Source organism: Pseudomonas sp. TJI-51 (assembly GCF_000190455.2).
GTDB lineage: Bacteria > Pseudomonadota > Gammaproteobacteria > Pseudomonadales > Pseudomonadaceae > Aquipseudomonas > Aquipseudomonas juntendi.
Window position 1 is genome coordinate 1 of sequence record NZ_AEWE02000008.1, and the last position, 20,233, is coordinate 20,233.

Here is a 20,233-nt window from a genome sequence, read left to right on the forward strand (position 1 = left end):
ACCATAGAATTTCCCACAGGTACTACACAGGGCTTGGGGCCTATGCGGTCGAGGCAGGACTCAGATCTGCTCCAGCAACCACCCCCTGAACGCCCGCAACGACGGTAATGCCTCATTCCTCGGCGGGTAGATCAGGTAGTAACTGCGCTGGCTGGCAAAAGCTGTTCCGGGGCTGTGCAGTTCACCCTTGGCCAGTTCTTCTTCCACGAGAATGCGCGGTACCAGCCCGATGCCGATCCCGGCGCGCACGGCCTGGATCAGGTGCGAGGTGAGCTCGAAACTCGGCCCCAGGCGCATCGCCCGGTGCGGCAGGCCATGGTGGGAAAACCACTCGCCCCAGGCATGCGGGTTGTTGGCCACGTTCAGCAGCACCTCTTCGCTGATGCTGGCGGGGCTCCAGCCCTGGCGGTCGGCGCTGGCCTGCGGCGGTACGATCACCACCAGTTCCTCGGCATGCAGGCGATGGCAGACCAGCCCGGGCAGGTCGTGGCTGGCCACGCCAATGGCGGCATCGATCTCGCTGGTTTCGAAATTGATGGCTTCGATGCGTGAGTGAATGTGCACCAGCATGCCTGGGTGCGCGCTGTAGAACGCATGCAAGCGCGGCAACAGCCATTTGGAGCCGAAGGTGGGCAGGGTGGCCAGGCGCAAGGTGCCGACCCCTGACTGGTAAGCCAGCGCTTGCAGGGTGGCGCTGCGGATGCGCCCCAGCGCCTCGCTGAGCTCGCCCTGGTACAGCCGGCCGACATCGGTCAGCTGCACCTGGCGCCCTTCACGGCGGAACAGGGTCAGGCCCAATTGTTGTTCCAGTGCCTGCACCTGCCGGCTGACCGCGCTCTGGGTCAGTGACAGTTCGGCAGCGGCGCGGGTGTAGCTTTCATGCCGGGCGGCGGCCTCGAATGCCAGCAGCAGCGACATGGACGGAGTCAGGTGGCGGTAATTCATTCATAAAAGTCATTGATAGCGGCAGGATTATCCGTTTGCCCCTGAGCGCAAACTACAGGAACATTGGCTTATACGTCACCCCCGCCTGGTTTGACCCATGCCGGGGCGACAGGAATCCCGTGAATAGCCAATATCAAGAGGCCATCCTTCGATGATCGCCCAGCTGCCAACCGTTGCACCCAGCGCCAACTACCCAGAATTCCTCGAAGCCCTGCGCAACAGCGGCTTCCGTGGCCAGATCAGCGCCGACTACGCGACCCGCACGGTGTTGGCCACCGACAACTCGATCTATCAGCGCCTGCCGCAGGCTGCGGTGTTCCCGCTGGATGCCGACGATGTGGCGCGCGTGGCCACGCTGATGGCCGAAGCACGCTTTCGGCACGTCAAGCTCACCCCGCGCGGCGGGGGCACCGGCACCAACGGCCAGTCGCTGACCGATGGTATCGTCGTCGACCTGTCGCGGCACATGAACAACATCCTCGAAATCAATGTCGAGGAGCGCTGGGTGCGGGTGCAGGCCGGCACCGTCAAGGACCAGCTCAATGCTGCGCTCAAGCCGTACGGGCTGTTCTTCGCCCCTGAGCTGTCCACGTCCAACCGCGCCACCGTCGGCGGCATGATCAACACCGACGCCAGCGGCCAGGGCAGCTGTACTTATGGCAAAACCCGCGACCACGTACTGGAGTTGCACAGCGTGCTGCTCGGTGGCGAGCGCCTGCACAGCCTGCCGATCGATGAGGCCGCGCTGGAGCAGGCCTGTGCCGCGCCTGGCCGGGTGGGCGAGGTGTACCGCATGGCGCGGGACATCCAGCAAACCCAGGGCGACCTGATCGAGCGCACCTTCCCCAAGCTCAACCGCTGCCTGACCGGCTACGACCTGGCGCACCTGCGCGACGAACAGGGCCGTTTCAACCTCAATAGCGTGCTGTGCGGTGCCGAGGGCTCGCTTGGGTATGTAGTCGAAGCCAAGCTCAATGTGCTGCCGATCCCCAAGTACGCGGTACTGGTCAATGTGCGCTACACCAGCTTCATGGATGCCCTGCGCGACGCCAATGCGCTGATGGCGCACAAGCCGCTGTCCATCGAAACCGTGGACTCCAAGGTGCTCATGCTGGCGATGAAGGATATCGTCTGGCACAGCGTTGCCGAATACTTCCCGGCCGACCCCGAGCGGCCGACCTTGGGCATCAACTTGGTGGAGTTCTGCGGGGACGAGCCGGCGCAGGTCAATGCCAAGGTGCAGGCGTTCCTCCAGCACCTGCAGAGCGACACCAGTGTCGAGCGCCTGGGCCACACGCTGGCCGAGGGTTCCGAGGCCGTCACCCGTGTCTACACCATGCGCAAGCGCTCGGTGGGCCTGCTGGGTAACGTCGAGGGCGAGGTGCGCCCGCAACCTTTCGTCGAGGACACCGCGGTGCCGCCGGAGCAACTGGCCGACTACATCGCCGATTTCCGGGCCTTGCTCGATGGTTACGGCCTGGCCTACGGCATGTTCGGCCACGTGGATGCCGGCGTGCTGCACGTACGCCCCGCGCTGGACATGAAAGACCCGGCCCAGGCCGCGCTGGTCAAGCCGATTTCCGATGCGGTGGCGGCACTGACCAAACGCTATGGCGGCCTGTTGTGGGGCGAGCATGGCAAGGGCCTACGTTCGGAGTACGTGCCGGAGTATTTCGGCGAACTGTACCCAGCACTGCAGCGCCTGAAGGGCGCCTTCGACCCGCATAACCAGCTGAACCCGGGCAAGATCTGCACGCCGCCCGACAGCGCCGAAGGCCTGACCAAGGTCGATGGCGTGACCCTGCGCGGCGACCTGGACCGCAGCATCGACGAACGGGTCTGGCAAGACTTCGGCAGCGCCGTGCACTGCAACGGCAACGGTGCCTGCTACAACTACGACCCCAACGACGCCATGTGCCCCTCATGGAAAGCCACCCGTGAGCGCCAGCACTCGCCCAAGGGCCGTGCCTCGCTGATGCGCGAATGGCTGCGCCTGCAGGGCGAAGCGAACATCGACGTGCTGGCTGCGGCGCGTAACAAGGTCTCGTGGCTCAAGGGCCTGCCGGCGCGCCTGCGCAACAACCGCGCACGCAACCAGGGCCAGGCCGACTTCTCCCATGAGGTGTATGACGCCATGGCCGGTTGCCTGGCGTGCAAATCCTGCGCTGGGCAGTGCCCGATCAAGGTCAACGTGCCGGACTTCCGCTCGCGCTTTCTCGAGCTGTACCACGGCCGTTATCAGCGCCCCCTGCGCGACTACCTGATCGGCTCGCTGGAGTTCACCATCCCCTACCTGGCACACGCACCGGGGCTGTACAACGCGGTGATGGGGTCGAAATGGGTGAGCAGGCTGCTGGCCGAGAAGGTTGGCATGGTCGACAGCCCATTGATCAGCCGCTTCAACTTCCAGGCCACCCTGACCCGCTGCCGTGTTGGCGTGGCCACGGTGCCGGCGCTGCGCGAACTGACCCCGGCCCAGCGCGAGCGCAGCATCGTGCTGGTGCAGGATGCCTTCACCCGTTACTTCGAAACGCCGTTGCTTTCGGCGTTCATCGACCTGGCCAACCGCCTCGGCCACCGGGTGTTCCTGGCGCCGTATAGCGCCAACGGCAAGCCGCTGCATGTGCAGGGGTTCCTCGGTGCATTCGCCAAGGCGGCGATCCGCAATGCCAGCCAGCTCAAGGCCCTGGCCGATTGCGGCGTGCCGCTGGTGGGCCTGGACCCGGCCATGACCCTGGTGTACCGCCAGGAGTACCAGAAGGTGCCGGGCATGGACGGTTGCCCGCAGGTGCTGCTGCCGCAGGAATGGCTGATGAATGTGCTGCCCGAACAGGCACCGACCGCGCCGGGCAACTTCCGCCTGATGGCGCACTGCACCGAGAAGACCAATGTGCCGGCCAGTACCCGCCAATGGGAGCAGGTGTTTGCCCGTTTGGGGCTGAAGCTGGTGACCGAGGCCACTGGCTGCTGCGGTATGTCCGGTACCTATGGGCATGAGGCGCGCAACCAGGAAACCTCGCGGACCATCTTCGAGCAAAGCTGGGCCACCAAGCTGGACAAGGAGGGCGAACCTTTGGCTACCGGGTATTCGTGCCGCAGCCAAGTCAAGCGCATGACCGAACGCCAGATGCGCCACCCGCTGGAAGTGGTGTTGCAGTACGCTCAGCGCTGACCTTCAGCGGCGCGGGCTGCCTTGCAGCCCAGCGCGGCGTCGTTTTACCGCGCCCGGGCCTGTTGAGCCTGCCGATACAGATACAGGCTCAGCAGCAACCCACAGGCCGCAGCGGCGGCGGCAAACAGAAACATCGAGGCAAACCCGAACCCGGCCGCCACTGCGCCCACCAGAGGCCCGGTTACCCCCAGCGACAAGTCGATGAACAGCGAATACGCCCCCACCGCCGCCCCGCGGTTGGCCGCCGAGACCTGATTCACTGCCTCAACGCCCAGCGCCGGGAATACCAGCGAAAAGCCAAACCCGCTCAGTGCTGCCCCAGCCAGCGCCAGCTCCGCGCTGGGCGCCAGCCTCAGCATCAGCAGCCCCAGCGTTTCTACCGCAAGGCAGGCAATGGCCACGCGAAACCCGCCAATCCGGTTGATCAGGTTGCCGAACAGCAGGCGAGCACTGATGAAACTGGCACCGAACAGGCTCAAGGTGAGTGCGGCGTTGGCCCAGCCCTGGCTGGCGTAATACAGGGTGATGAAGGTGGCGATGGTGCCAAAGCCGATCGAGCCCAGGGCCAGCCCCGAGCCATGCGGGAAGACTTTGCCCAGCACGCTCAGGAACGGCAGGCGTACGCCATGGACGATGGGCGCAGCCTGTTTGGGCCAGGCCAGCAGCAGGCCTACCGCGCACAGCAGGATGATGCTCAGGCCCATGCTCCACAGCCCAAGGCCCTTGACCATCAGTACGCCCAGCGGCGCGCCGATGGCCAGGGCGCCGTAGCTGGCAATGCCGTTCCAGGAAATCACTTTGGCCGTGTTGGCAGCCCCGACCCGGCCGATGCCCCAGCCTATCGAGCCCGAACCCACCAGGCTTTCGGCGCTGCCCAGCACCAGTCGGCCAGCCAGCAGGCAGGCCAGGCTCCACCCGGGCAGGTGGGTCAGGAAGGCGCAGGCCAGCATGAACACGCCGCTGATGCCACAGCCGGCAAGGCCGTAGATCACGGCTTTCTTGCTGCCATGGTTGTCGATGATGCGGCTGGCGGCAGGGCGGCTGAGCAGGGTCGCCAGGTACTGCACGCTGATCACCAGGCCGGCGACGACGGTACTGAAACCCAGGTCGTTGTGTACGTAGCCGGGCAGTACGGCCAGCGGAATGCCGATGTTCAGGTAGCCAATGAAGGTGAACAGAACGATGGAGACGACTTGCAGGGTGACCGCAAGGGGGCGGGGTGAGTCGGGCATGAGGGCCTACATGGGTTCTGGACGGTGTGAAAACGTGCTGACGGGGGTGGCCCGCAAGTCAGCCGTTTTCACACAGTCGGGGATGCGCAGTTAGTCCTGGTCAGCGCTGGATTGATCGTCACCATCCTGCTCGACGGCAGCTGCCGGTTCGGCGTGGGCGGTCACGGTTGGCTCTTCTGGGTTCAGGCTTGGGAAGGGAAGATTCGGGATCTCATGCATCTCGTCGTTCCTCGCAAGTGTGAGTGAAAAGTCTGCGCCAGGCGCGTTTGAAGCTTTACAAAGCTGGGGCAGGATACACAAGTCTGGATGACAGTTTGGTTTTTTTCCCGCTCGCCGGTCGGGTTTGCGGGCGAACAGCGCACAACATCTGGCCGCAAAACGGCGGCTTTGTGGCGCGTTCGCCCGCCAGGCAGGGGGGCGCAGGGCACCGGCCTTGCCGGTGTCAGTGGGGCAGTCGCGGCTTTACTTGCGGCCTTCAGCCGATTCCGCCACCTTGTCGGTGCGCGCACACATGATGAAGTCGTTGCGGTGCAGGCCCTTGATCGAGTGGCTCCACCAGGTCACGGTCACCTTGCCCCACTCGGTCAGCAGCCCGGGGTGGTGGCCTTCGGCTTCGGCGATTTCGCCAACGGCATTGGTGAACGCCAAGGCGTGCTTGAAGTTCTTGAACAGGAAGACGCGCTCCAGCTCCATATGGCCGTCACGTACTTCGATGTTCCAGTCCGGGATCTCGCGAATCAGTTCTGCCAGCTCTTCGTCGGTGACTTTCGGCGCGTCGGCGCGGCAGGCTTCGCAATGGGCTTGGTTCAAGGCATTCATGGGGTAGTTTCCGCTTCGAGTTGTTATCGGCAAGGTCGCTCAGGCAGCAACCTTGGGTGGAAATTTAGGTGCATGCAGGCCCAGCTGCATGGCGGTGTGGACCATGCCCATGATGTCCTCGTGGGCCAGGTCGAACAGGCGTTTCATGTTCGGCAGCACGAAGTACAGGGGCTGCAGGATGTCGATGCGGTACGGTGTACGCATGGCTTCGACGGGGTCGAAGGCCTGGTGCTCGGGTTCACCAGACAAGCAATATACGGTCTCTTTGGGCGATGAAAGAATGCCGCCGCCGTAGATTTTGCAGCCTTGGGCGGTTTCCATCAGGCCGAATTCGATGGTCATCCAGTATAGGCGGGCCAGGTACACCCGTTGTTCCTTGGTCGCGGCCAGGCCCAGCTTGCCATAGGTGTGGGTGAATTCAGCGAACCAGGGGTTGGTCAGCAGCGGGCAGTGGCCAAAGATCTCGTGGAAGATGTCTGGTTCCTGCAGGTAGTCCAACTCCTGCGGGGTGCGAATGAAGGTCGCGACCGGGAAGCGCTTGCTGGCCAGCAGCTCGAAAAAGGTCTGGAAGGGGATCAGGGCAGGTACCCGGGCCACCTGCCAACCGGTGGTGGCGCCCAGCACCTTGTTGATTTCACCCAGCTGCGGAATGCGCTCATGGGGTAGGTTGAGTTGCTCGATACCGTCGAGATACTCCTGGCACGCGCGGCCTTCGATCACCTTCAGCTGGCGGGTGATCAGGGTATTCCACACAGCGTGCTCTTGCTGGGGATAATCGATAAAACCATGCGCATCGGGCTCGCGGGCCACGTAGTGCGTCTGTTTCATAGGGCTCTCCTGGTGAGGGCTTTCTTGTTATGTACGGCACATACCCAAGCATTAGGCTTTTGCTCACCGCTTTGCACGGGGGTCTGGCTGCGTTGAAATGCCTCATGGGTTGAATGTCGTAACGAAAATTTTACAAATTTCGCGAGAGTGCGGAAAATACGCCGTATTCGGCTGGCGTTTGTTCGGCTTTTGTCAGCTTATCTTTACGAATTTTCTGCGCTGTGTTGAAAAACATCGGCGTTGCGAGAGCCCTCATGCGTATCAAAGTGCACTGCCAGAATCGCATTGGCATCCTGCGGGACATCCTCAACCTGCTGGTCGAGTACGGCATCAACGTGCTGCGCGGCGAGGTGGGGGGTGACCATGGCAACGCCATCTACCTGCACTGCCCGAACCTGGTCAATTTGCAGTTCCAGGCCCTGCGCCCGAAGTTCGAGGCCATTGCCGGGGTGTTCGGCGTAAAGCGCGTGGGGCTGATGCCCAGCGAGCGCCGGCACATGGAGCTGAATGCGCTACTGGGGGCACTGGACTTCCCGGTGCTGTCGGTAGATATGGGCGGCAGCATCGTTGCGGCCAACCGTGCCGCGGCGCAGCTGTTGGGGGTGCGCGTGGACGAGGTGCCGGGCATGCCATTGGCCCGCTACGTCGAAGATTTCGACCTGCCGGAGCTGGTGCGGGCCAACAAGTCGCGTATCAACGGCCTGCGCATCCAGGTCAAGGGTGATGTGTTCCTGGCCGATATCGCGCCGCTGCAGTCCGAGCATGACGAGAGCGAGGCGCTGGCCGGTGCCGTGCTTACCCTGCACCGTGCCGACCGCATTGGCGAGCGCATCTACAACGTGCGCAAGCAGGAGTTGCGGGGTTTCGACAGCATCTTCCAGAGTTCGCGGGTGATGGCAGCCGTGGTGCGTGAAGCGCGGCGCATGGCGCCGCTGGATGCGCCGTTGCTGATCGAGGGCGAGACCGGCACCGGCAAGGAGTTGCTGGCGCGGGCGTGCCACCTGGCCAGCCCGCGCGGGCAGTCGCCATTGATGGCACTCAACTGTGCCGGGTTGCCAGAGTCGATGGCCGAGACCGAGCTGTTCGGCTATGGCCCGGGGGCATTCGAAGGTGCGCGGGCCGAGGGCAAGCTTGGGTTACTGGAACTGACTGCGGGGGGCACCTTGTTCCTTGACGGGGTGGGGGAGATGAGCCCGCGCCTGCAGGTCAAGCTGCTGCGCTTCCTGCAGGACGGGTGCTTCCGCCGGGTCGGCAGCGATGAAGAGGTATACCTGGATGTACGGGTGATCTGCGCCACCCAGGTGGACTTGTCCGAATTGTGTGCCCGGGGTGAATTCCGCCAGGACTTGTATCACCGCCTCAACGTGTTGTCGCTGCACATTCCGCCTTTGCGCGAGTGCATGGATGGCCTGGAAGGGCTGGTGCAGCATTTTATTGATCAGGCCAGCCGGCAGATCGGCTGCGCCTTGCCACGTTTGGCGCCGGCAGCCATGGACAAACTTGGGCAGTATCATTGGCCGGGTAATGTAAGGCAGTTGGAGAACGTTTTGTTCCAGGCGGTTTCATTATGCGAAGGCGGCGTGGTCAAGAGCGAGCATATTCGTTTGCCGGATTATGGCGTGCGCCAACCGCTGGGTGATTTTTCGCTGGAAGGGGATCTTTCGCAGATCGTCGGGCGCTTTGAAAAAGCGGTGCTGGAAAGTTTGATGGGCGAGTTTTCCAGTAGCCGGGCACTGGGAAAAAGATTGGGTGTTTCACATACCACCATTGCCAACAAGTTGAGAGATTATTCACTTAACAAGTCGGGCGATTAGGGGCGGGCAATAACTTTGGCACTGCTTTAAAGTTACAGGTATTGTGTCGCGAAGGGGCCCCGCAGGGCCCCGATTCAACGTCTTCACCCGTTAGAGCAGCCGTTCCCCATCACGCGGTATTCGAGGATATGCTTCTGCCCCTGGGAGTCCTCGTAGGTCATGCGCGCTGGCACGACTTCGCACACATTGGGCACTTCGCTCATGGAAATGACGCGGGCAATGTCCAGGTGCTGAGAGTAACTGTATTGTTCAACCGGAATCTGCTCGGCATCTTTGGCTTCATCGGCCAGTGCCGCGCCGCAAAGACTACCCAGTACCAATACCAGTAAAGCTTTCATTTCAAATATACCTGTCTAAGGTCGTGAGGGGGCGCGCGGCGCTAGTGGCGCCGCGTGTACATCAAGTGTCAACTAACCAGATAAAGGGAGATCAACGTGTGCCTTCGTGGGGGCTGTTACCAGTTGTTAATCGCCTTGCCGTTGCTGGCGAAGTGAATTTTATGGCCGCCACCCGGGCCGAAACAGGGGGTGTTTTGATAAAGTCTTTTAACAGAATCTGTAACAATCCATCGGTCCGTGCGTTCAGCGGCATGCCAGGCAAGCTGTAAGGCTTGCGCCAGAGCCTTCTGCCGGTACGGCCGTACCAAATTACTACCAACGTCGAATGGCTTTTGTTGCTCTGGTACAGTTACAAACGGTCCCATACAAAAACAACTATTACACCGAGGTAACACAGATGAGTGCGGCTCCACTGTATCCCGTTCGTCCCGAGGTTGCGGCCACTACGCTGACCGACGAGGCCACTTACAAGGCCATGTACCAGCAATCGGTGATCAACCCGGACGGCTTCTGGCGCGAGCAGGCCCAGCGTATCGACTGGATCAAGCCGTTCACCAAGGTCAAGCAGACCTCGTTCGACGACCACCACGTCGATATCAAATGGTTCGCCGACGGCACTCTGAACGTTTCCTCCAACTGCCTGGACCGTCATCTCGAAGAGCGCGGCGACCAGCTGGCGATCATCTGGGAAGGTGACGACCCTTCCGAGCACCGCAACATTACCTACCGCGAACTGCACGAGCAGGTCTGCAAGTTTGCCAACGCCCTGCGTGGCCAGGACGTGCACCGTGGTGACGTGGTCACCATCTACATGCCGATGATCCCCGAAGCCGTGGTCGCCATGCTGGCCTGTGCACGCATCGGGGCGATCCATTCGGTGGTGTTCGGCGGCTTCTCGCCGGAGGCGCTGGCCGGCCGGATCATCGACTGCAAGTCCAAGGTGGTGATCACTGCCGACGAGGGCCTGCGCGGTGGTCGTCGTACCCCACTCAAGGCCAACGTCGACCTGGCGTTGACCAACCCTGAAACCAACAGCGTGCAGAAAATCATCGTGTGCAAGCGCACCGGTGGCGATATCGCCTGGCACCAGCACCGCGACATCTGGTACGAAGACCTGATGAAGGTGGCTTCCAGCCATTGCGCGCCGAAAGAAATGGGCGCCGAAGAGGCGCTGTTCATCCTGTACACCTCGGGTTCCACCGGCAAGCCAAAAGGGGTGCTGCACACCACGGGCGGTTACCTGGTATATGCCGCGCTGACCCATGAGCGCGTGTTCGACTACCGCCCCGGTGAGGTGTACTGGTGCACCGCGGACGTGGGCTGGGTCACTGGCCACAGCTATATCGTCTACGGCCCGCTGGCCAACGGCGCCACCACCTTGCTGTTCGAGGGCGTGCCGAACTACCCGGACATCACCCGGGTGTCGAAGATCATCGACAAGCACAAGGTCAACATCCTCTACACCGCACCAACCGCCATCCGCGCCATGATGGCCGAAGGGCAGGCCGCTGTAGCCGGGGCCGATGGCTCCAGCCTGCGCCTGCTGGGGTCGGTGGGCGAGCCGATCAACCCGGAAGCGTGGAGCTGGTACTACAAGGCCGTGGGCAAGGAGCGCTGCCCGATCGTCGACACCTGGTGGCAGACCGAAACCGGCGGCATCCTGATCAGCCCGCTGCCGGGTGCCACCGGCCTGAAACCAGGGTCTGCGACCCGGCCGTTCTTCGGCGTGGTGCCGGCACTGGTGGACAACCTGGGCAACCTGATCGACGGTGCGGCCGAGGGCAACCTGGTGATCCTCGATTCCTGGCCTGGGCAGTCGCGTTCGCTGTATGGCGACCACGACCGTTTCGTGGATACCTATTTCAAGACCTTCCGCGGGATGTACTTCACCGGCGACGGCGCGCGCCGGGACGAGGACGGTTACTACTGGATCACCGGTCGCGTGGATGACGTGCTCAACGTGTCGGGCCACCGCATGGGCACGGCCGAGATCGAGAGTGCCATGGTGGCGCACGCCAAGGTGGCCGAAGCTGCAGTGGTGGGTGTGCCGCACGACATCAAGGGGCAGGGCATATACGTGTATGTCACCCTCAATGCGGGTGTCGAGGCCAGCGAGCAGTTGCGCCTGGAATTGAAGAACTGGGTGCGCAAAGAAATCGGCCCTATCGCTTCCCCGGATGTGATCCAGTGGGCGCCTGGGTTGCCCAAGACCCGCTCCGGCAAGATCATGCGCCGCATCCTGCGCAAGATTGCCACCGGTGAGTACGATGCGCTGGGCGATATCTCGACCCTGGCCGACCCGGGGGTGGTGCAGCACCTGATCGATACCCACAAGGCGATGAGCCTGGCATCGGCGTGATGGCGGACCGGCGTGTGCGCTGAATGACAGGGGCCGCTTTGCGGCCCATCGCGACGCAAGGCCGCTTGTGTCTCGAGAGGGGATTAGAGGCTGTCATTCACCGTTCCGCTTGTGGGAGCGGGCGTGCCCGCGAACACCGGCGGAGCCGGTGCCAGACACCGCGTCGCCTGCTTCGCGGGCAAGCCCGCTCCCACAATGAATCGCGCAGGCTTTTCAAATTTTTGAAAGACAGTCGCTCCTACAGAAACCCTGCCCGGGCAACCGGCGGGGTTTTTGCTTTACTGTTACCCGACAATCATCGGTAACCGTTCTGTCACCGGTGCCGCACAATGGCGGGGCGCGCGGAAACAAAACCGGCCCATTCCAGTGCAGCTTCATGGCATTTGCAGCCGTGCCGCTCGCCCCACTTGCCGTAATTCGAGGCTTTGCCAATAATAGGCCCAGGAATTGCTAGTTCTATAGGTTCTATTTCTTGCGCTTTTGCATATTTTGCAATGGCTGTCAACATCGCCCGCGGCGGTTTCAGGCGCTTCTATAAGTAGTTGTCGCTTTGAAGAAATATCGACTACCGGGCTGTCGTTAGAATGCCACACACTCGCTCGTGGTATGCGGCCTTGGTCGAACCCTGCGCGGCTCGCGTTGTACTCATTCGCATATCGGGCAGCCGTGATCTGCCTTGTATTGCCCCGTACCGATGGAGTTACCTGATGAAGAAGCTTGCACTGCTTGGCGCCCTGGCGCTGTCCGTGTTTTCCCTGGTGTCGCAGGCCGATGAAAAGCCGTTGAAAATCGGCATCGAGGCCGCCTACCCACCCTTCGCCTTCAAACAGCCCGACGGCAGCATCGCTGGCTTCGACTACGACATCGGCAACGCCTTGTGCGAAGAGATGAAGGCCAAGTGCACCTGGGTCGAGCAAGAATTCGATGGCCTGATTCCGGCGCTGAAGGTGCGCAAGATCGACGCCATCCTGTCGTCGATGTCGATCACCGAAGACCGCAAGAAGTCGGTCGACTTCACCAAGCGCTACTACCTGACGCCGGCGCGCCTGGTCATGAAGGAAGGCACCACCGTCAGCGACAGCCTGGACGAACTCAAGGGCAAGAAGATCGGCGTACAGCGCGGCTCGATCCACGACCGCTTCGCCAAGGAAGTGCTGGGCGCCAAAGGTGCCACCGTCGTGCCTTACGGCACCCAGAACGAAATCTACCTGGACGTGGCAGCCGGTCGCCTCGATGGCACCGTGGCTGACGCCACCCTGCTGGAAGACGGTTTCCTGAAAACCGACGCTGGCAAGGGCTTTGCCTTCGTAGGCCCGGCCTTCACCGACGCCAAGTACTTCGGTGACGGTATCGGCATTGCCGTACGCAAGGGCGACGACGCCAACCGCGAGCGCATCAACAAGGCCATCGACGCCATCCGCGCCAACGGCAAGTACCAGGAAATCGAGAAGAAGTACTTCAACTTCGACATCTACGGTCCAGACTCGAACTAAGACGTCGGGTTTACCTGTGCAATGGTGCAAACAGCAGAGGCTCTGAGGTTTGCACCATTTTTCATTCTCTAGGTCGAGGACCTCATCATGTTGAAAGGCTACGGGGCAGTCATCCTCGACGGGGCGTGGCTGACGCTGCAGCTTGCCCTGTCGTCGATGGCCCTGGCCATCGTGCTCGGCCTGATCGGTGTGGCGCTGCGCTTGTCGCCGGTGCGCTGGCTGGCCTGGCTTGGCGACCTGTATTCCACGGTCATCCGTGGCATTCCGGACCTGGTCCTGATCCTGCTGATCTTCTACGGCGGGCAAGACATCATCAACCGGGTGGCGCCGCTGCTCGGCTACGAAGACTACATCGACCTCAACCCGCTGATCGCGGGCATCGGTACCCTGGGCTTCATCTTCGGTGCCTACCTGTCGGAAACCTTCCGCGGCGCCTTCCTCGGCATTCCCAAGGGGCAGGCCGAGGCGGGGCTCGCCTATGGCATGAGCGCGCGCCAGGTGTTCTTCCGTATCCAGGTTCCGCAAATGATCCGCCTGGCGATTCCTGGTTTCACCAACAACTGGCTGGTGCTGACCAAAGCCACCGCGCTGATTTCGGTGGTCGGCCTGCAGGACATGATGTTCAAGGCCAAACAGGCGGCCGACGCCACGCGCGAGCCGTTCACCTTCTTCCTGGCGGTGGCCGCGTTGTACCTGGTGCTGACCAGTGTTTCGCTGCTGGCCCTGAAGTTTCTGGAGCGCCGCTACTCGGTGGGCGTCAAGGTGGCTGAACTATGATCTTCGACTACAACGTCATCTGGGAGGCGTTGCCGATGTACTTCGGCGGCCTGCTGAACACCCTCAAGCTGCTGGCCATTTCGTTGTTCTTCGGCTTGCTGGGGGCTATTCCGTTGGGCTTGATGCGGGTGTCGCGGCAGCCGGTGGTCAACTTCACCGCCTGGCTCTATACCTATGTGATCCGCGGGACGCCGATGCTGGTGCAGCTGTTTCTGATCTACTACGGCTTGGCCCAGTTCGAAGCGGTACGCGACAGTGTCTTCTGGCCGCTGTTGTCCAGCGCCACGTTCTGTGCGTGCCTGGCGTTTGGCATCAACACCAGTGCCTACACCGCAGAAATCATCGCCGGCAGCCTCAAGGCCACGCCGCATGGCGAGATCGAGGCGGCCAAGGCCATGGGCATGTCACGCATGAAGATGTACCGCCGCATCCTGCTGCCTTCGGCCCTGCGCCGGGCGCTGCCGCAGTACAGCAACGAAGTGATCATGATGCTGCAGACCACCAGCCTGGCGTCGATCGTCACCCTGATCGACATAACCGGCGCCGCACGCACGGTCAATGCGCAGTACTACCTGCCTTTCGAGGCCTATATCACGGCGGGCGTGTTCTACCTGTGCCTGACCTTCATCCTGGTGCGCCTGTTCAAGATGGCCGAACGCCGCTGGCTCGGCTACCTGGCGCCACGCAAGCACTGACCGCTTTGTGAGAATCGACAGCATGTACAAACTCGAAGTCCAAGACCTGCACAAGCGCTACGGCAGCCATGAAGTACTCAAGGGCGTGTCGCTGGCGGCCAAGGCCGGCGACGTCATCAGCATCATCGGCTCCAGCGGTTCGGGCAAGTCGACCTTCCTGCGTTGCATCAACCTGCTGGAGCAGCCGCACGCCGGCAAGATCCTGCTCAACAACGAAGAGCTCAGGCTGGTCGCTGGCAAGGACGGCGCGCTGAAGGCCGCAGACCCGCGTCAGTTGCAGCGCATGCGCTCGCGGCTGTCGATGGTGTTTCAGCATTTCAACCTGTGGTCGCACATGACCGCGCTGGAGAACATCATCGAGGCGCCGGTGCATGTGTTGGGCGTGAACCGCAAGGAAGCCCTGGAAAAGGCCGAGCACTACCTGGCCAAGGTGGGTGTCGCCCACCGCAAGGACGCCTTCCCGGGGCACATGTCTGGCGGGGAGCAACAACGTGTGGCAATTGCCCGCGCCCTGGCGGTGGAGCCTGAGGTTATGCTGTTCGACGAGCCGACTTCGGCACTCGACCCCGAGCTGGTCGGCGATGTGCTGAAGGTAATGCAGGCGCTGGCCCAGGAAGGCCGGACCATGGTCGTGGTCACCCACGAAATGGGCTTTGCCCGCGAGGTGTCCAACCAGTTGGTGTTCTTGCACAAGGGGCTGGTGGAAGAGACCGGCTGCCCGCGTGAAGTGCTGGCCAACCCGCAGTCGGAACGCCTGAAGCAGTTCCTCTCCGGCAGCCTGAAGTAAAAGCTGCATTTTTGCACCAGAATAGGGCATGCTGCGCGGCGAGCGCGGCCTGACCCGGCGCACAGACTCGAACGACCTCAGGTTTCGGACCGTACCTTATGACCACCCAGCGAATCGGTTTTCTCATCTGGCCCAGCACCAGGCCCTTGACCCTGGCGCTGGCCGAGGAAGTGTTGCAGGTGGCGCAGCGGGTGCATCCGGACGTGGTCTACGAACTGTCGTTCCTGCAGGCCGAGCCTGCGCCGGAAGGTGCCTGGCGCCTGCCAGGCGAGCCCTGGAACGGTGGCCTGGAAGGTTGTCACAAGCTGTTCCTGCTGGCAGACGAGCCACCCGTGGCGGTAGGGGCTGCGTTGTCGGCCGCGCTCAAGCAGCTGGCGCGCAGCGGCTGCATGATCGGGGGGCTTGCAGCCGGTGTGTACCCGCTGGCGATGCTGGGTTTGCTCGATGGTTACCGGGCTGCCGTGCACTGGCGTTGGCAGGATGATTTTGCCGAGCGCTTCCCCAGGGTCATCGCCACCAGCCACCTGTTTGACTGGGATCGTGACCGCCTCACGGCGTGCGGCGGCATGGCCGTTACCGACCTGCTGCTGGCGGTGCTGGCCCGCGATCACGGCGCCGAGCTTGCCGGTGCGGTGTCGGAGGAACTGGTGGTCGAGCGTATCCGCGAGGGGGGCGAGCGCCAACGTATTCCGCTGCAGAATCGTCTCGGCTCCAGCCACCCCAAGCTGACCCAGGCGGTGTTGCTGATGGAAGCCAATATCGAAGAACCGCTGACCACCGACGAAATTGCCCAGCACGTATGCGTCTCGCGCCGGCAGTTGGAGCGCATTTTCAAGCAGTACCTGAACCGCGTGCCGAGCCAGTACTACCTGGAGCTGCGGCTGAACAAGGCGCGGCAGATGCTGATGCAGACCAGCAAATCGATCATCCAGATCGGGCTTTCCTGTGGTTTCTCGTCGGGGCCGCATTTTTCCAGTGCGTACCGCAATTTCTTTGGTGCTACGCCGCGGGAAGACCGTAACCAGCGGCGTAGCAGCAGCCCGTTCGAGTTGAGTTCGGCGCCGGCTGAAAAGGGTTGATAGCTCGGTTGGGGCCGGGGTGTATGCCTTGAGGGTGATGGTGGGGCGGATATCGTGCGCCGCGCTACTAGAACAACATCATGCACCCGCCACGGCGCTATACCAACGCCTCACACCCGCTACGGCATAAAAATATCGGCTTGCACCTTCTACTCCTTGATCTCCAGGTGAACACCCGTTCACCCAGCCCCCTCTCTCCCGTACACTGCGCGATTGCGACAGTGTTTGTCGCATTGCCGAAAACCTTGCTAAAACTGGGTTTTGCGCTGTAACAAGTTGTCGCTTGGCCGCAAGGACAGGCGCAGATCAGTCCTTACAATCCCCCCCATCGCTCGCCACTTCCAGGCCAGCGTTCCTCTTCAGGAGACTCAGATGTCCGTTGAGCAAGCCCCGGTGCAACGTGCCGATTTCGACCAGGTCATGGTCCCCAACTATTCTCCGGCGGCCTTCATTCCTGTGCGAGGCGAGGGTTCCCGTGTCTGGGACCAGTCCGGTCGCGAGTTGATCGACTTTGCCGGCGGCATCGCGGTAAACGCCCTGGGCCACTGCCACCCGGCGCTGGTCAAGGCCCTGACCGAGCAGGCCAACACCCTCTGGCACGTCTCCAACGTATTCACCAACGAACCGGCACTGCGCCTGGCCCACAAGCTGGTAAACGCCACCTTTGCCGACCGTGCGTTCTTCTGCAACTCCGGCGCCGAGGCCAACGAGGCTGCCTTCAAGCTGGCCCGCCGGGTTGCCCATGACCGCTTCGGCCCTGAAAAGCACGAAATCATCGCCACCGTGAACAGTTTCCACGGTCGTACCCTGTTTACCGTCAGCGTCGGCGGCCAGCCGAAGTACTCCGATGGCTTCGGCCCGAAGATCACCGGCATCAGCCACGTGCCGTACAACGACCTGGAAGCGTTGAAGGCACAGATTTCCGACAAGACGTGCGCCGTGGTGATCGAGCCGATCCAGGGTGAGAGCGGCGTGGTGCCGGCCGACAAGGCTTACCTGGAAGGCGCTCGCAAGCTGTGTGACGAGCACAATGCCCTGCTGATCTTCGACGAAGTGCAGACGGGTGTGGGCCGTACCGGCTCGCTGTATGCCTACCAGCACTACGGCGTGACCCCGGATATCCTCACCAGCGCCAAGAGCCTGGGCGGTGGCTTCCCGATCGGCGCCATGCTGACCACCACCGAGCTGGCCAAGCACCTGACTGTGGGCACCCACGGCACCACCTACGGCGGCAACCCGCTGGGCTGCGCGGTTGCCTGCGCGGTGCTGGACGTGGTCAACACCCCGGAAACCCTGGCCGGCATCAAGGCCAAGCACGCGCGGTTCAAGGCCCGCCTGGAGCAGATCGGGCAGAAGTACAACCTGTTCAGCCAGGTGCGTGGTGTTGGCCTGCTGCTGGGTTGCGTGTTGGCCGAGGCCTGGCAAGGCAAGGCCAAGGACGTACTCAATGCCGCCGAGAAAGAAGGCGTGATGGTGCTGCAGGCCGGTCCGGACGTGGTCCGCTTCGCGCCAAGCCTGGTGGTTGAAGACGCCGATATCGATGCAGGCCTGGACCGCTTCGAGCGCGCCGTTGCCACGCTGACCCAAGGCTGATCCGCCTGCGGTCCCTTCGCCGGCCGCAGCCAAGGTTGTACCAGGCCGGCGATTTGCGATTCCACAGCAGGTGCCCATGCGCCTGCCGTTTTTCCGTGCCGCCATGAGCGGCCCGTATTCCAAAGGAGTGACACCATGCTGGTGATGCGCCCCGCGCAAATGGCTGACCTGAACGAAGTGCAGCGCATGGCTGCCGACAGCCCCATTGGTGTCACCTCGCTGCCGGACGACTCTGCTCGCCTGGGCGACAAGATTGCCGCCTCCGAGACGTCCTTCGCCGCGGAGGTCAGCTTCAATGGCGAGGAAAGCTACTTCTTCGTGCTCGAAGACAGCGAAACCGGCAAGCTCGCCGGCTGCTCGGCCATCGTGGCCTCGGCTGGCTACTCCGAGCCGTTCTACAGTTTTCGCAACGAGACCTTCGTGCACGCCTCGCGCGAGCTGAAGATCCACAACAAGATCCACGTGCTCTCGCTGTGCCATGACCTGACCGGCAACAGCCTGCTGACCAGTTTCTACGTGTTGCCAGAGCTGGTGAACAGCGGCTGGGCCGAACTCAATTCCCGCGGCCGCCTGCTGTTCATGGCTGCGCACCCGGAACGCTTCGCTGACTCGGTGGTGACCGAGATCGTCGGTTACAGCGACGAAAAGGGCGAATCGCCATTCTGGGATGCGATCGGGCGCAATTTCTTCGACCTCAACTATGCCGATGCCGAGCGCCTGTGCGGCCTGAAGAGCCGCACCTTTCTCGCCGAACTCATGCCGCACTACCCGATCTACGTGCCGCTGCTGCCAGACCTGGCGCAGGAAGCCATGGGCCAGGTGCACCCGCGGGCGCAGATCACCTTCGACATCCTCATGCGGGAGGGCTTCGAGACCGAGCACTACATCGACATATTCGACGGCGGCCCAACCCTGCATGCGCGTACCTCGGGCATCCGCTCGATCGCCCAGAGCCGGGTGGCCCCAGTGAAAATCGACGACGTGCCAACCAAGGGCGGGCGCCCGTACCTGGTGTGCAACGGCCTGTTGCAGGACTACCGGGCAGTGCTGCTGGAGCTGGATTGGGTGCCCGGCAAGCCGGTCAGCCTGAGCGTTGCAGCAGCCGAGGCGCTGGGCGTGGGCGAGGGCGCCAGCGTGCGCCTGGTGGCGGCCTGAGGCCTGGCAACAGGCGTTTCGGGATTGATGCGTTAGCAGAGTTTCGCGCCGGCCCATGCCGCCGCACAAGGAGATAGCATGATCGTTCGTCCTGTACGCAGCAGCGATTTGCCTGCGTTGATCGAATTGGCACGCAGCACCGGCACCACCGGGCTGACCACGCTGCCGGCCAACGAAGAGCGCCTGGAGCATCGCGTAGGTTGGGCGGAAAAGAGCTTTCGGGGCGAGGCCGAGCGCGGCGACACCGACTACCTGTTCGTGCTGGAAAACGACGAAGGCCTGGTGGTAGGCATCAGTGCCATCGCCGGTGCCGTTGGCTTGCGCGAGCCTTGGTACAACTACCGGGTCGGCCTGACCGTCAGTGCCTCGCAGGAGCTGAAGATCTACCGCGAAATCCCTACGCTGTTTCTGGCCAACGACCTGACCGGCAACTCCGAGCTGTGCTCGCTGTTCCTGCGCAGCGACTACCGTGCCGGGCTCAACGGCCGCTTGCTGTCGCGGGCGCGCATGCTGTTCATTGCCGAGTTCCCCGAGTTGTTCGGCAAGAAGATCATCGCCGAAATGCGCGGCATGTCGGATGAGCAGGGGCGTTCGCCGTTCTGGGAAAGCCTGGGCCGGCACTTCTTCAAGATGGAGTTCAGCCAGGCGGACTACCTGACCGGCGTGGGCAACAAGTCGTTCATCGCCGAGCTGATGCCGAAGTTCCCGCTGTACACCTGCTTCCTGTCAGACGCGGCGCGCAACGTGATCGGCCGTGTGCACAAGGACACCGAGCCGGCACTGGCCATGCTCAAGCAGGAAGGTTTCACTTACCAGGGCTATGTCGACATTTTCGACGCCGGCCCCGCCATCGAGTGTGACACCGGCAGGATCCGCGCCGTGCGCGACAGCCAGACGCTGGTGCTGGCGGTTGGCACGCCGGGCGATGACGCCACCCCCTACATCATCCACAACCGCAAGCGCGACGACTGCCGTATCACCGCTGCACCTGCGCGTCTGGCCGCCGGAACCCTGGTGGTCGACCCGCTGACCGCCAAACGCCTGCGCATGGGCGCTGGCGACAATGTGCGCGCTGTGCCCATGTCGGCGAGCCGGGAGGGCTAATAAATGACCACGCACTACATCGCCGGCAATTGGCAGGCCGGCC

At 62.6% G+C, this 20,233-nt stretch carries 17 protein-coding genes; 11 read left to right on the forward strand and 6 right to left on the reverse strand.

Annotation, left to right across the window (positions count from 1 at the left end):
- Window positions 1-60 precede the first annotated feature (60 nt).
- The gene (locus G1E_RS01815; protein ID WP_009681497.1) at window positions 61-945 is read right to left on the reverse strand and encodes a LysR substrate-binding domain-containing protein; all 885 of its coding nucleotides are present in this window, start codon (window positions 943-945) and stop codon (window positions 61-63) included.
- Window positions 946-1,096: 151 nt separating this feature from the next.
- Between G1E_RS01815 and G1E_RS01820 the strand changes: the two genes are divergently transcribed.
- Window positions 1,097-4,117 carry an FAD-binding and (Fe-S)-binding domain-containing protein gene (locus tag G1E_RS01820; protein WP_009681496.1) on the forward strand — a complete coding sequence of 1,007 codons (3,021 nt, stop codon included), beginning with the start codon at window positions 1,097-1,099 and terminating at the stop codon, window positions 4,115-4,117.
- A gap of 44 nt (window positions 4,118-4,161) precedes the next feature.
- Here the strand turns inward: G1E_RS01820 and G1E_RS01825 are convergent, their stop codons facing one another.
- The 4 genes from G1E_RS01825 to phhA form a co-directional block, all read right to left on the reverse strand.
- Window positions 4,162-5,349, reverse strand: coding sequence for an MFS transporter (locus tag G1E_RS01825; protein ID WP_009681495.1), 1,188 nt, complete (start codon window positions 5,347-5,349; stop codon window positions 4,162-4,164).
- Between the two features lie 90 nt (window positions 5,350-5,439).
- Window positions 5,440-5,568 carry a hypothetical protein gene (locus G1E_RS29065; RefSeq protein WP_009681494.1) on the reverse strand — a complete coding sequence of 43 codons (129 nt, stop codon included), beginning with the start codon at window positions 5,566-5,568 and terminating at the stop codon, window positions 5,440-5,442.
- 243 nt (window positions 5,569-5,811) lie between these two features.
- Window positions 5,812-6,168, reverse strand: a complete 357-nt coding sequence (locus tag G1E_RS01830; RefSeq protein ID WP_009681493.1) for a 4a-hydroxytetrahydrobiopterin dehydratase — start codon at window positions 6,166-6,168, stop codon at window positions 5,812-5,814.
- A 39-nt stretch (window positions 6,169-6,207) separates the two neighbouring features.
- A complete protein-coding gene (gene phhA / locus G1E_RS01835; protein WP_009681492.1) occupies window positions 6,208-6,996 on the reverse strand; it encodes a phenylalanine 4-monooxygenase in 789 nt (262 codons plus the stop codon).
- A gap of 254 nt (window positions 6,997-7,250) precedes the next feature.
- Between phhA and G1E_RS01840 the strand changes: the two genes are divergently transcribed.
- Complete coding sequence (locus G1E_RS01840) at window positions 7,251-8,810, forward strand: sigma-54-dependent phenylalanine hydroxylase transcriptional regulator PhhR (RefSeq protein WP_009681491.1); 1,560 nt, start codon at window positions 7,251-7,253, stop codon at window positions 8,808-8,810.
- Window positions 8,811-8,893: 83 nt separating this feature from the next.
- Here G1E_RS01840 and G1E_RS01845 read toward each other — a convergent pair whose 3' ends face one another.
- Entirely contained in the window at window positions 8,894-9,148 is a 255-nt protein-coding gene (locus tag G1E_RS01845) for a DUF2790 domain-containing protein (RefSeq protein ID WP_009681490.1), read from the reverse strand.
- Between the two features lie 397 nt (window positions 9,149-9,545).
- Between G1E_RS01845 and acs the strand changes: the two genes are divergently transcribed.
- From acs to astA, 9 genes are all read left to right on the forward strand, one after another.
- A complete protein-coding gene (acs, locus tag G1E_RS01850; RefSeq protein WP_009681489.1) occupies window positions 9,546-11,507 on the forward strand; it encodes an acetate--CoA ligase in 1,962 nt (653 codons plus the stop codon).
- Between the two features lie 707 nt (window positions 11,508-12,214).
- The gene (locus G1E_RS01855; RefSeq protein WP_009681488.1) at window positions 12,215-13,000 is read left to right on the forward strand and encodes an ABC transporter substrate-binding protein; all 786 of its coding nucleotides are present in this window, start codon (window positions 12,215-12,217) and stop codon (window positions 12,998-13,000) included.
- 87 nt (window positions 13,001-13,087) lie between these two features.
- Window positions 13,088-13,777 carry an ABC transporter permease gene (locus G1E_RS01860; protein WP_009681487.1) on the forward strand — a complete coding sequence of 230 codons (690 nt, stop codon included), beginning with the start codon at window positions 13,088-13,090 and terminating at the stop codon, window positions 13,775-13,777.
- Window positions 13,774-14,472: an ABC transporter permease gene (locus tag G1E_RS01865; protein WP_009681486.1), complete on the forward strand. Its 699-nt coding sequence runs from the start codon at window positions 13,774-13,776 to the stop codon at window positions 14,470-14,472. The genes G1E_RS01860 and G1E_RS01865 overlap by 4 nt, the downstream gene beginning before the upstream one ends.
- 22 nt (window positions 14,473-14,494) lie before the next feature.
- Window positions 14,495-15,259 carry an ABC transporter ATP-binding protein gene (locus tag G1E_RS01870; protein WP_009681485.1) on the forward strand — a complete coding sequence of 255 codons (765 nt, stop codon included), beginning with the start codon at window positions 14,495-14,497 and terminating at the stop codon, window positions 15,257-15,259.
- 98 nt (window positions 15,260-15,357) lie between these two features.
- Entirely contained in the window at window positions 15,358-16,338 is a 981-nt protein-coding gene (gene argR, locus G1E_RS01875) for a transcriptional regulator ArgR (protein ID WP_009681484.1), read from the forward strand.
- 372 nt (window positions 16,339-16,710) lie between these two features.
- Window positions 16,711-17,931, forward strand: coding sequence for an aspartate aminotransferase family protein (locus G1E_RS01880; RefSeq protein WP_009681483.1), 1,221 nt, complete (start codon window positions 16,711-16,713; stop codon window positions 17,929-17,931).
- Window positions 17,932-18,066: 135 nt separating this feature from the next.
- On the forward strand, window positions 18,067-19,086 hold the full coding sequence (gene aruF, locus G1E_RS01885) for an arginine/ornithine succinyltransferase subunit alpha (RefSeq protein ID WP_009681482.1): 1,020 nt from the start codon (window positions 18,067-18,069) through the stop codon (window positions 19,084-19,086).
- Between the two features lie 78 nt (window positions 19,087-19,164).
- Window positions 19,165-20,190, forward strand: a complete 1,026-nt coding sequence (astA, locus tag G1E_RS01890; RefSeq protein WP_029887201.1) for an arginine N-succinyltransferase — start codon at window positions 19,165-19,167, stop codon at window positions 20,188-20,190.
- The last annotated feature ends 43 nt before the right edge of the window (window positions 20,191-20,233 follow it).

Bases quoted from the DNA above. Each gene is read 5' to 3' on its own strand.
- G1E_RS01815 (WP_009681497.1), bottom strand. From the start codon at position 945: ATGAATTACCGCCACCTGACTCCGTCCATGTCGCTGCTGCTGGCATTC.
- G1E_RS01840 (WP_009681491.1), top strand. From the start codon at position 7,251: ATGCGTATCAAAGTGCACTGCCAGAATCGCATTGGCATCCTGCGGGAC.
- G1E_RS01860 (WP_009681487.1), top strand. From the start codon at position 13,088: ATGTTGAAAGGCTACGGGGCAGTCATCCTCGACGGGGCGTGGCTGACG.
- G1E_RS01870 (WP_009681485.1), top strand. From the start codon at position 14,495: ATGTACAAACTCGAAGTCCAAGACCTGCACAAGCGCTACGGCAGCCAT.
- G1E_RS01865 (WP_009681486.1), top strand. From the start codon at position 13,774: ATGATCTTCGACTACAACGTCATCTGGGAGGCGTTGCCGATGTACTTC.
- G1E_RS01820 (WP_009681496.1), top strand. From the start codon at position 1,097: ATGATCGCCCAGCTGCCAACCGTTGCACCCAGCGCCAACTACCCAGAA.
- acs (WP_009681489.1), top strand. From the start codon at position 9,546: ATGAGTGCGGCTCCACTGTATCCCGTTCGTCCCGAGGTTGCGGCCACT.
- G1E_RS01880 (WP_009681483.1), top strand. From the start codon at position 16,711: ATGTCCGTTGAGCAAGCCCCGGTGCAACGTGCCGATTTCGACCAGGTC.
- argR (WP_009681484.1), top strand. From the start codon at position 15,358: ATGACCACCCAGCGAATCGGTTTTCTCATCTGGCCCAGCACCAGGCCC.
- G1E_RS01845 (WP_009681490.1), bottom strand. From the start codon at position 9,148: ATGAAAGCTTTACTGGTATTGGTACTGGGTAGTCTTTGCGGCGCGGCA.
- astA (WP_029887201.1), top strand. From the start codon at position 19,165: ATGATCGTTCGTCCTGTACGCAGCAGCGATTTGCCTGCGTTGATCGAA.
- phhA (WP_009681492.1), bottom strand. From the start codon at position 6,996: ATGAAACAGACGCACTACGTGGCCCGCGAGCCCGATGCGCATGGTTTT.
- G1E_RS29065 (WP_009681494.1), bottom strand. From the start codon at position 5,568: ATGCATGAGATCCCGAATCTTCCCTTCCCAAGCCTGAACCCAGAAGAG.
- G1E_RS01855 (WP_009681488.1), top strand. From the start codon at position 12,215: ATGAAGAAGCTTGCACTGCTTGGCGCCCTGGCGCTGTCCGTGTTTTCC.
- aruF (WP_009681482.1), top strand. From the start codon at position 18,067: ATGCTGGTGATGCGCCCCGCGCAAATGGCTGACCTGAACGAAGTGCAG.
- G1E_RS01830 (WP_009681493.1), bottom strand. From the start codon at position 6,168: ATGAATGCCTTGAACCAAGCCCATTGCGAAGCCTGCCGCGCCGACGCG.
- G1E_RS01825 (WP_009681495.1), bottom strand. From the start codon at position 5,349: ATGCCCGACTCACCCCGCCCCCTTGCGGTCACCCTGCAAGTCGTCTCC.